Below are 10,158 nucleotides of genomic sequence, written 5' to 3'. Positions count from 1 at the left end.
TATGTATGCTAATCTATATTTGCCCTTGGTGTCAAGGCCATTCCTCAGACCGACCCCGGCTAACTCACTCCGGCCTGTGGATAACCTGTGGATAACTGGTACAATGCCTCATGCAAAAAGCTCCACAGAAGCCTTCGCAAAAGCCTACTACCAAGAGCACCGTACGGAAAAAAAGTCCCTCACAGACTCAAGTACGGGGCATGGTGGATGCCCTGGTGGAAGGTCTCTGGGAAGTGGGCGATAGGTACTTCCACGATGGCGACTACGTGCGCGTGGTCTCGCTCTGCCGTGTCTGTGTTGAGGCGGACCAGAGCTTCGATGAGGCCTATAGCTCGGGAGGTTACTTGCTCTGGAGCCTGGGCGAGAGTGCCTCCGCGGAGGCATTTCTGGAGTACGGTACGCGGCGCTCTAAGAAGCCAGGCGCACTCAACAGCGAGATGGCGCAGCAGCTCTTTCGGACGAAGAACTATGCCGCTGCGGTGCCTTACTTCCAGAAAGCCATCAAGATCGGCGGCGTGGGAGTGACAAGCTACACGATGCTCGCTCATAGCTACAGCAAGCTCAACAAGTTAGAGGATGCCGTTCAGGTCTGGAAGCAGGTCGTGGCGAAGTTCCCCGAGTTTCCGGCGGGCTCCAAGAACCTCAAGGACGCTGAGGAGCGGCTCAAGACGGGCAAGTAGGTAGGCTGGCGTGCAGACGCTCCCAAAAACAATCTATCTCTGGCTTGTGCTCCTGGTAGCAAGCATGCTATTGGGGCCACGGCTCGCTCCCCGCTCCCCTAAAAGCGCCACGCCCGCCCGGTATCGGCTCTCCGGGGCGGCGTTTGAGGGCTCCCTCGAAGCCGAGCGTCTTCTCATCACGCACTACGGCCTGAAGCTCGTCAATGAGGGCATGTTGGGACAGGCACACGGGCTATATCGCCAGTTTGCGCTCAAAGAAGCCGACCCCACCCTTGTGCGAAAAGCGCTGATTTTGGCGAGCCAGCTCACAGTGCCGCCTGTGCCACTGGATGAGGCGCTGCTCAAGAGGCTTCCGGAAAAAGAGCGTCCCCTCTGGCGCGCCCTCTACAGCCCAACCCCGACAGCGCTTCCCGCAGGTGCCGAGGCGCAGCTCAAGGCGATGCACCTGGGCTTTCTGACGCACCAGGCGCTGGCGGATCTCTACCAGACCCAGAGGAACACGCGCACTGCCGCCGCTGCCAGAGCCCGCCGCGATGCCCAGGCGCACAGCGCACTCTGGCGCATGGCTTCCTTAGTGCTGGCAGGGATTTTCTTGAGTGTGATCGGGCTGGGACTGCTGTTGTTTGCCGTGTTTGTGGCCGTGCGCCGCGAGTGGCATCTGCTGGGACGTGTCCCTGAGCCCGAGGAGGCACGGCTGGGCTGGGGCGATTTGCTGGATGGCTTTGTCTTCTATCTGGCGATCTACCGAGCCGGGGCTTTGCTGGTGAGCCTGGTGATTTCAGGGCTTTCTCTGCATCCTGCACAGGTTCCGCTGCAAGTGGTGCTCCAGGCGGGGATGGGCGCACTGGCCGTGTACTATGTGGTCGTTCAGGCGAAGAAGCGGGGGGCGTCCCTGAGTGAACTGGGCTGGACACGGGCGCGGCTGGGCACGAATATCATCTACGGGATCGCGGGCTACGCCATGACACTGCCCCTGACAATTGCCCTGGGAGCCCTCTCCAGAGTGCTCTTCCGCAACAACCCAAACACGGAACCCAATGCACTCTTGCCGCTTCTGACGGGGAGCACGACGGTTTGGGAGCGCGGGCTACTCTTTGCCAGCGCGTCGCTCTTTGCCCCGCTTTTTGAGGAGCTGTTTTTCCGGGGCGCACTCTTTACCGGCCTACGACGGCGCTTCTCTGGCGTCCCGAGTATCGTGCTCTCCGCCGTAATCTTTGCCTCGGTGCACCCGATGCAGGACTGGCTCTCGATTCTAGGACTTGGTGTCTCGTTTGGGATCATGCGCCACCTGCGCCAGAGTGTCGTGCCGGGAATGGTCGCGCACTTCTTACAGAACACCGCCACCTTTCTTCTGCTCAGCGCACTTTTTGGGGAGTGACGGAACTCTATGGCGGAGGCAACTGTAACTATGGCAGAGGCATTAAAAATAAAGAAAAGCCAGCTCACCCTGGTGGGCGGCGAGACCAGCCGCGACAAAAGCATAAAAATTACGGGCCTCTCTCCGGAGCAGGTTCAGCAGAAACTGGAACAATGAGCGAACTACGCGATATCGTCATTATTGGCAGCGGCCCCGCGGGGCTGACGGCTGCTATCTACGCCGCCCGTGCCGAACTAAAACCTTTAGTCTTTGAAGGCCCCCAGCCTGGCGGTCAGCTCACGATCACCACGGAAGTGGAGAATTACCCCGGCTTCGCCAATCCCATCGAAGGCCCCCATCTTATGGATGCCATGCGGGAGCAGGCCGAGCGTGTTGGCACCGAGGTACGCATTGACTGGATCACCAAAGTGGATCTGTCACAGCGGCCTTTTGTGATCGAGACGAGCGCAAATCAGACCGTTCACGCGAAAACGCTGGTGATTGCCACGGGTGCATCAGCCAAGTGGATCGGTATCGAGAGCGAGCAGCGGCTCCAAAATAAAGGCGTCTCCGCGTGTGCAACCTGCGATGGTTATTTTCAGCGTGGTAAAGATGTCGCCGTTGTGGGGGGGGGCGACACGGCGATGGAGGAGGCGATGTACCTGACGCGGATGTGTACGTCGGTGACCGTGATCCACCGCCGCGACACGCTCCGTGCCAGCAAGATCATGGCGGATCGTGCGCTCAAAAACCCGAAGATCACGTTCGCCTGGGACAGCGGCGTGGACGAAATTCTGGATGGGGGCACGGGAAAAGTGACCGGTGTGCGCCTGAAGAACCTCAAGACCGGCGAGCTAAGCGAGCTGGCCGTCGGTGCGGTCTTTGTCGCGATTGGCCACCAGCCCAACACAAGCCTCTTCACAGGCCAACTTCCCATGGACGACGCGGGCTATTTAGTTACCGACGGCGTAAAAACTCCCGTTGAGGGCTGCTTTGCCGCAGGCGATGTCTACGACACGGTCTACCGGCAAGCCGTGACGGCGGCGGGGATGGGGTGCATGGCCGCCATCGAAGCCATTCGCTTTATTGAGGCCGAAGAGAGCCACTAGCGATGCAGCCCCCCCTGCCCCCGCCCGGCGGGGGAGCCGTGGTTGCAGTGGGCGTGGACCTTACCGATGTGCCGCGCATTCGCAAGGCACTTGGGGAGTTTCCTGAGCGCTTTGTCAAGCGTATTCTCACCGAGAGCGAGGCCGTCTACTGCCTCTCCCGCCCCGACCCCGCACCCCATATCGCGGCGCGTTTCGCGGCCAAAGAGGCTGTGATCAAGTGCCTAGGCGGTGGCGTGGCGTTTAAAGAAATCTGTGTCGAGCGGGCGATGTCGGGTGCGCCCAGCATCTCCCTCACGGGAAAAGCCGCCGAGAAAGCCGCGGGGCGCAAGATTCTCATCTCGCTTACCCACCTTCCCGAGATCGCCTGTGCGTTTGCTGTGCTGGTCGAGTCGGTGGGGAGCTAGCCGGGCAGGTGACTCTTGGGTTTCTGACGTCCCTTGCGTACCTGCTCGTCCAGATAGGACTCGACTAAGTGAGGTTTGGCGACGGGCACACCGTCTACAGTAACGGTCTTGGCTTCACAGTCCAGCACGACGGTGAAGTCGGGGGGCGTGTGGTTGCCTGGGTACTTGCGCACGGTTAAGCGCACCACACTCGGGCTGTCCCAGACGGCATTGTCCAGTGACCAGTTGGTGTCTGAGAAGCTGAAGACATGCTCCTCGGTGCTGACCTCGATCAGCTCGGCGGACTCGATCCAGTGCGACATCCGCGCTTCCCAGGAGCTGATCCGAAAGCCATAGCGATCATCAGGCGAGGGATAACGAAAGTCAAGTGCCATCTCAGCTCGCTGGGGTGCCGAAGTTGAGCTCGACGCGATTTCCGGCGGGGTCTACCACAAAGAGCTGAAGCTGGCCGGTAAGCGGAATCGTGGTCTTGTGGAAGGATACTTCACGCTGTTGGAGTAGCGCCTCAACCGCCACAGAGTCCGTGCAGTCGAAGGCGAAGTGGTCGAAGTAGGTGGGTGCGTCTTTTTGCCGGACTTCCCCCGGCTCTGCTTCGTAGAGGTGCATGACAGCGGCCTCAGTTGCACCTTCGGCGTAGAGCCAGTAGCCAAAGCCCGGAAACGGGGGGCGAAAGCCCTCGTGTAGCCCGACAATGTCGCAGTAGAAATCTTTCAGTGCGTCAAGTAGCGCGCGGTCGGCGCGGATGTTAACGTGATTCAGACCATGAGTTGCCATTTGTTAGATTGTAACACAGGTGCTAGAGAACGCGAAAGGCGCGGCTAGAGACGCTCACGGAGTTGCCGTCGGGGTCTTTGGCATTGGCGAAAACGTAGCCGTTGGCCTGGTGTGTGCTCCCAAACTCCAGCCCCAGCGCGGCGGAGCTTGCCTTAAATGCTTCAACATCGGGCACAGAAAAGCTGAGCTTCACCCCTACCTGCCCCAGCTTCACGCTCTTGGCCGCCTGGTGAATCAGAATACTCGCCCCGCCCGTCGGAGCCGCCAGCTCGATCAGTCCTTCGACAATCTCGCCCGTCGTGGTAAAGCCAAAATAGCGCTCATAGAACGCTGCCGTGCGCTGCATATCGCGGGCGTAGATGATGATGGTATTGAGAAGTGGATTCATGAAGCGAAGTATATCATTTTATCAAACATCTGTGTGATTTTCGTCTGGGCTCCGGTCGATCCCAAATTGTACCAGGCTCATGCAGGCCGCACTGGCGACACAGGCGGGATCGTCCGATTGCGTCGCCAGCTCTTCCAGCAGCGGAATGGCGCGTGGGTCGCCCAGATAGCCCAGCGACATGACTGCATCGTAGCGCACATGAGCGTCGGGGTCGTGGATAAATGAGGCAACCATGGGGAAGAGTTCCTGCTCACCGGTTTTGCCCAGAAGGTAGACAACCCGAAACCGCACGCATGGGTTCTCGCTGGCAACGAGCTCCAGAAGCTGCCTGATGGCTTTTTTCCCAAAGCGCAGGAGCCGCAGCTCCGCCTGGGTCGCCGTGGCATTGTCATCGCTGGCCAGGTTCACCAGATGCCACGCAATCCGTCGCCGGGTATCCGGGGAGAGGGCTTTCATTTGGGGGCTTGCTGCCGCCAGGCGACGTAGTCGAAGCTCCAGCGGTAGTTCTGGGAGAACTGCTTACCCCCCCAGACCTCGGGCCAGCCGTAGACCACGCCATCGGCGAAGATTCTATCGCCCGCCTCTAGGAAATACGGCGCGCCGGTCTCGTGCCAGAGCCAGCCGTAGACGGGCACGATGAGTAAGTTTATGGCGGGCCAGTAGGTGGTGGGGTTTCCCGTGTTGGCGATAAAGGCGTGGTTTGGGGTGCTGTAGAGCTTGTCGTAGGTAAGCCGTGCGACGGCTTCGAGCTTGGTGCGGATCTTCTCTTTATCGGCTTGCGATGTGTCGGGGCGCTGGTAGACCTCGATCAGGGCCTCGGCGGTGAGGGCGAACATGAAGGGCTGGAACTTGGCACCGGGCTCGCCGGGGTACTTGCTGGCGGGATAGCCCTGGAGGTAGGCCCGCCACGTGTCGAGCTGGAAGTAGGCGATATCGAGATACGGATCGCGCCTGGCAAACTCCTGGTCGCCCAGCGCTTTTGATGCGCTCCAGGCGCTGATGGCGTAGGCGATCTCCCGGCCGGCATCCACAAACGACGGCGTGGTGAGCCAGCCCGCGATATCCGCTCTGTGCTGCGGCTGCGAGAACTTCCCGCGCCGTGCGATCAGCAAGACATCTTGCTTTGCGGTGGCGTCGTTGTCCTCTGTGGCGTTGAGGAAGAAGCCCTTGGTGAAGTTGCGCCAGCCGTCCACGTAGTGACCCACCGTGGGGCAGCTGAGATACGAGCGGTAGTAGAGGCGGCACTTTTTTGCCGCCTCTAGCCAAGCGCGGTCTTTGGTATAGCGGGCGATCTGGCGAAAGACTCGGTTGCCATCGTAGTACCATGCCAGGCTCTCGTTAAGCACTTTGCAGCCAGGGCGTGTGCAGGCACTATGATCCACCGAGCCGGGCTGTGCGGCGATGATTTTAGCGCAGTCGGTCATGTGCGCCTCCCAGGCAGCGAGCTGGGGAATGGGCTTGAGCATCATTGAAGTTCCTCAGGCAGGAGCGCCCGCGCCACGACCCGGTAGGCGGGCTGGTAGTGCTGGCGAAAGACAGCGGAGTGATGGAAGGCGGGGAAATTTTGCGCCCGACGCTCGGTGAAGAACGCCGTCAGGGCTTCGGAACTGAAGGGCAAAAGCCCCTCTTGGGCGAGCTGCACCGCCGTTTCGGTAGATGTCACAAGCCGTTCTGGGGCGGGCTTGACTTGGGTTGCGGTGCGGAAGAACGCCTGAAGGAGAAGCTCCGAGTCGAGCGCGAGCCGCACAAAGGGGCGTAGGTGCACTCGCACGAGCTGGCCTTCATCAGAGGAGATTGGGTCAATCAGCGGCTCCTCTGGCCCGGTGTCGGGCTGTAGTTCGGCAAGCTCGTGCGTCAGCCAGTCTCGGACACCGGCTTCATTGGTCAGTGCGTGCTCCGCTCCCATCGCGGCTTGGTGGAGCAGCTTGTAGAGATCGGCAATTTCCCACTGGGGATACCGCTGGGCATGCCCAAGGACAATTTCTCTACAAGCGACACTCCTTATATTTTGCAGGTCATGTCCTCACCACAGCACAGGGGCGACTTGATCTTTCCATGCCCATTGGGGCACTTGGATATCTGCACGGATTTCCCATCCGGAAGGACTAAATTGTCATTCACCAGTGGTGCGTCGCATTTTCCACAGGTCGCATTCACACTCATTCCACACTTCGAACATTCGTAGGTTGCCATTTGATCTTCTCTCTAGTACTCCCTCAGTGTTGTCCGAGGGCGCTTCCGCACATTATAACAGCCCTCAAAGGTCAAATGCCATGTGCTCTACTCAGGCTTCTTGTAATTTGAGGGAAAAGCGCAAAATGATAAACTCGGTGGGGCGTACAGGAGCCAGCCCAACATTAATCAATAACCTGCCCGACAGAATATCTTGTCGTGTCATCGTGGAGCCCAGCCCAACACTTACAAAGAATGCCTGCTCTGGCTTTGCACCCGCCAGAGCGCCTTGCCGCCAGAGGCCGCTAAGGAAACGCTCGATCTGGGCTTTGGTTTTGATCCAGGTGTTGGCATCGTTGGGTTCCCAGACCAGTGCGGCTGTGTCACGGCGCAGGGACTCCTCCACCATTAAAAATAGCCGTCGAACCGGGACATAGCGCCACTCGTTGTCGTTGCCTGCCAGTGTCCGAGATCCCCAGACTAGGATCCCCTTGCCAGAGAACGCCCGCAGGACATTGATGGACTTACCTCCCTGGGAATCGATGGTGAGCCGCTCTTGCTCCTGGTCGGTGATCGTCTCCGTGAGCCCTACAATTCCTGATAGGCTGACATTAGCGGGGGCCTTCCAGACACCCCGCTGGGCATCAACACTGGCGTAGATACCCGCAACCGCCCCACTGGCAGGGAGTGCACTCCCTGCTCGTTCCTTGACGCGTACCCACGGCCCGTAGACCGCCCCATACGAGAGGTTTTCCCCGGTGAGTGTTGCACGGAACGCCTCGATATTGCGCAGGCTACTCTCCTTGGGGACATCGAGAATGCAGAACCGATTGCGAACCTTCGCGCAGTGCGCCAGCGCGGCGAGCTGGAGGCTCTGGAGCTGTGCCGAGTCCAAGAGCACCGCATCGGGGAACGCCAGAAGCGTGGGATCAGGTTGCTTCTCCAGCGCAAGAAGTGCCTTCAGAAACGGTGCCGCACTGTTTGCCCCTCGGGAGCCCAGCGAGTACACATAGGCTGTCCCCCCGCCGTTGGCAAAGAAAAGCCTCATCGAGAGGAACAGATAGCCCGGCATTACGCTCTCTCCAAACAGACCAACAAACTCGGCCAGTGAGCGCACTCTTTGAAATCCCATCGCCCCTGCAGGCATCTTTGCCGTGTAGCCAATAAAGGCAGGAATCGCTGTTGCAACAGCGACGATGGAAGTTGCTGTTGTAACAGCGGCGATTTCTTGATTTTCAGGGAATGGCATGGTTACTTCTTACGGCGAATCGAATAGAGCTTGCTCTCGGTTCGGATTAATAAACGCTCTCCGATCAGGGCGGGCGATGCCTGTACCATCTCGCCCAGCGGGTTGGTGTGCAGCACCTTGAATTTTTCGCCCGCCGCGACCACGAAGGTCTGGCCTTCCTCGCTCAGGCAGAAGAGCTTGCCGTTGTAGGCCCAAGGCGACGTCGTGAAGGCGTTGGCGCTCGGGTCGAGGCGCTCTTTGTAGGTCTGCACTCCGGTCTTAGCGTCGAAGCGGCTCAGGATTCCTGTCTCACTGAGCGCGTAGATGCCGCCCTGGTAGGCCACGGATGAGGGCAAGTAGGTGCCGCCGCGTGCCTGAGACCAAGCGACAAAGTCGTTGGAGGTCTGGCCGCACGGGAGTGAGATGTCGCCCGAAGCCCCCGGACGAACCGCAAACAGAGGCCGCCCCCGTCCGCCATTGAGGTAGAGCAGACCCTCGTAGGCGAAGGGCATGGGAATCGGGGCGGCGGACATTCCCGAGAGGCGCCACAGCTCTTTGCCGTTCAGGTCGTAGCTCACCGCCACCTCAGGGCCGACGGTCACCAGCTCGGTGCGGAGCGCGTGCTTCCAGACAAACGGGGTCGCCCAGCCGGAGTGCATCTCCTTGGGGCCGAGATCTCGGTCGGTGCGCCAGAGCTGCTTGCCCGTGTTCTTGTCGAGTGCCGCCAGATACTGCTGCTTCTGGTTATCCGTGAGAAAGATGAGCAAATTCCCCGCCAGCACCGGCGAGCTGCCCGTGCCAAACTCTAAATAAATCGGGTTCACCTCAAGCGACGTCTTCCACGCTTGCTTCCCCGCAAGATCAAAGGCCCATACCCCCAAATTTGCCACATAGACATAGACAGACTTGCCGTCAGTGACCGGCGTCTCGGAGACAAAGCTGTTCTTGCGGTGCCGCCCGCCCGGCGGCCTTCCCGTGTAGAACTCTTTCTTCCACTCCACCTTGCCGCTCTTGAGATCCAGGCAGTAGAGGAAGTAATGAAGCTGGACTTCGTCGGGCATCTCAAAGTCCCGCTCGTTGACCTTCTTCATCACCTCTTCCTCGCTGAACCCCTTCTTCATCAGCTCGGCGACGTACTCGTTGCTGTACTCGGTTCCCTTTTGTGGCACCTTGGACTTCCCGTCGGTGGTGGCGGTGGTCAGAAAGACTTTATTGCCCGTCACAATCGCCGATGACCACCCGCGCCCAGGAATCACCTGCGACCACTCCACATTCTGAGTCTTGCTCCAGCGATCCGCCAGCAGCGCACTCGTCCCCACCGGATTCGCACTCGGCCCGCGAAACTGCGGCCAGGCGCTTTCCTGGGCATGAACTTGGGATGTTGCCAGAAGCAGCGCACACATCAGTGGTGTCAAAAGCGTTTTCATGGGCACACTATACCTGAGGGTGATCCGCCGAATCCGACCGCCGATTAAAAGCGGCGTCTATGAGCCTTCGGCTGAGAAATCGCTCCGCGATTAAATCCACCCGAGAATCGGCAGTCGCGGAGCGACTTCTTGGCGCTTGCGCCCTCAGACGCCGTTTTCAACCGGCGGGCGGGAGAGCGCGTTCATCATCACGCAGGCTGGGTTAGCTGCTCCACTCTTTCGAGATTCAACAAGATAAAGCCGGGGAGCAATACATCACCGTGCAGGAACTCCACATCACCAATTGTGCCACGGCGGTAGGCACCGAGTAATGCTCCCAAAGCAAGGCAGGAAAAAGCCGCAATCTGGGGGGCAGTCTCTTCGTACCAGTCCAAGCTCTCGTCCGACAAGTCCCCCGCACGCCGTGCGCGAATCATCTCAATCTGCTCCGCTCCCCAGTGCTCAATAGGCGCGTATTGGGTAAAACCAACGTAGGCGAGGTTGACGAATAAATCTCCTGCAAGAATTACTGATATTTGTTCTCTAGTTTCCGGTAAATCACGCACCCTGTAGCGTTCCTTGGCCTGCCTGACAAGCCTTTTGACGACGATGACCCTCAACACCGGTGACAAGATGACAA

General features: G+C 59.4%; 14 protein-coding genes and 1 pseudogene. 5 read left to right on the top strand and 10 right to left on the bottom strand.

What is annotated here, in order from left to right:
* Positions 1–110: 110 nt before the first annotated feature.
* Genes ACH2EH_RS17615 through acpS form a run of 5 tightly spaced genes read left to right on the top strand, consistent with a single transcriptional unit; the run spans position 111 to position 3,550 of the window.
* A complete protein-coding gene (locus ACH2EH_RS17615; RefSeq protein ID WP_395143631.1) occupies positions 111–680 on the top strand; it encodes a tetratricopeptide repeat protein in 570 nt (189 codons plus the stop codon).
* A gap of 10 nt (positions 681–690) precedes the next feature.
* Positions 691–2,058 (top strand): CPBP family intramembrane glutamic endopeptidase, encoded by a 1,368-nt coding sequence (locus ACH2EH_RS17610; protein WP_395143630.1) that lies wholly within the window; start codon positions 691–693, stop codon positions 2,056–2,058.
* Between the two features lie 9 nt (positions 2,059–2,067).
* On the top strand, positions 2,068–2,214 hold the full coding sequence (locus ACH2EH_RS17605; RefSeq protein WP_395143628.1) for a hypothetical protein: 147 nt from the start codon (positions 2,068–2,070) through the stop codon (positions 2,212–2,214).
* Positions 2,211–3,146, top strand: a complete 936-nt coding sequence (gene trxB, locus ACH2EH_RS17600; protein ID WP_395143627.1) for a thioredoxin-disulfide reductase — start codon at positions 2,211–2,213, stop codon at positions 3,144–3,146. The genes ACH2EH_RS17605 and trxB overlap by 4 nt, the downstream gene beginning before the upstream one ends.
* Positions 3,147–3,148: 2 nt before the next feature.
* Positions 3,149–3,550: a holo-ACP synthase gene (acpS, locus tag ACH2EH_RS17595; protein ID WP_395143625.1), complete on the top strand. Its 402-nt coding sequence runs from the start codon at positions 3,149–3,151 to the stop codon at positions 3,548–3,550.
* Here the strand turns inward: acpS and ACH2EH_RS17590 are convergent.
* From ACH2EH_RS17590 to ACH2EH_RS17545, 10 genes and pseudogenes are all read right to left on the bottom strand, one after another.
* The gene (locus tag ACH2EH_RS17590) at positions 3,547–3,924 is read right to left on the bottom strand and encodes a hypothetical protein (protein WP_395143623.1); all 378 of its coding nucleotides are present in this window, start codon (positions 3,922–3,924) and stop codon (positions 3,547–3,549) included. The genes acpS and ACH2EH_RS17590 overlap by 4 nt on opposite strands.
* A gap of 1 nt (position 3,925) precedes the next feature.
* Complete coding sequence (locus tag ACH2EH_RS17585; protein ID WP_395143621.1) at positions 3,926–4,324, bottom strand: VOC family protein; 399 nt, start codon at positions 4,322–4,324, stop codon at positions 3,926–3,928.
* A 22-nt stretch (positions 4,325–4,346) separates the two neighbouring features.
* Positions 4,347–4,712, bottom strand: a complete 366-nt coding sequence (locus ACH2EH_RS17580; protein ID WP_395143620.1) for a VOC family protein — start codon at positions 4,710–4,712, stop codon at positions 4,347–4,349.
* Between the two features lie 21 nt (positions 4,713–4,733).
* Positions 4,734–5,168: a HEAT repeat domain-containing protein gene (locus ACH2EH_RS17575; protein ID WP_395143618.1), complete on the bottom strand. Its 435-nt coding sequence runs from the start codon at positions 5,166–5,168 to the stop codon at positions 4,734–4,736.
* Positions 5,165–6,181 (bottom strand): hypothetical protein, encoded by a 1,017-nt coding sequence (locus ACH2EH_RS17570; RefSeq protein ID WP_395143617.1) that lies wholly within the window; start codon positions 6,179–6,181, stop codon positions 5,165–5,167. Before ACH2EH_RS17570 ends, ACH2EH_RS17575 begins: the two co-directional genes overlap by 4 nt.
* Positions 6,178–6,618, bottom strand: a complete 441-nt coding sequence (locus ACH2EH_RS17565) for a hypothetical protein (RefSeq protein ID WP_395143616.1) — start codon at positions 6,616–6,618, stop codon at positions 6,178–6,180. Before ACH2EH_RS17565 ends, ACH2EH_RS17570 begins: the two co-directional genes overlap by 4 nt.
* Before the next feature lie 95 nt (positions 6,619–6,713).
* Positions 6,714–6,905, bottom strand: coding sequence for a hypothetical protein (locus ACH2EH_RS17560; RefSeq protein ID WP_395143615.1), 192 nt, complete (start codon positions 6,903–6,905; stop codon positions 6,714–6,716).
* A 91-nt stretch (positions 6,906–6,996) separates the two neighbouring features.
* On the bottom strand, positions 6,997–8,133 hold the full coding sequence (locus ACH2EH_RS17555; RefSeq protein ID WP_395143614.1) for a phage tail sheath family protein: 1,137 nt from the start codon (positions 8,131–8,133) through the stop codon (positions 6,997–6,999).
* Between the two features lie 2 nt (positions 8,134–8,135).
* Entirely contained in the window at positions 8,136–9,539 is a 1,404-nt protein-coding gene (locus tag ACH2EH_RS17550; RefSeq protein ID WP_395143612.1) for a PQQ-binding-like beta-propeller repeat protein, read from the bottom strand.
* Positions 9,540–9,727: 188 nt separating this feature from the next.
* Positions 9,728–10,158, bottom strand: a pseudogene (locus tag ACH2EH_RS17545) (hypothetical protein); the annotation flags it as partial.

This window comes from Armatimonas sp., assembly GCF_043760365.1.
Lineage (GTDB): Bacteria > Armatimonadota > Armatimonadia > Armatimonadales > Armatimonadaceae > Armatimonas.
The sequence above is the reverse complement of the archived record's forward strand: the minus strand, read 5'-3'. Positions and strand labels throughout refer to the sequence as shown.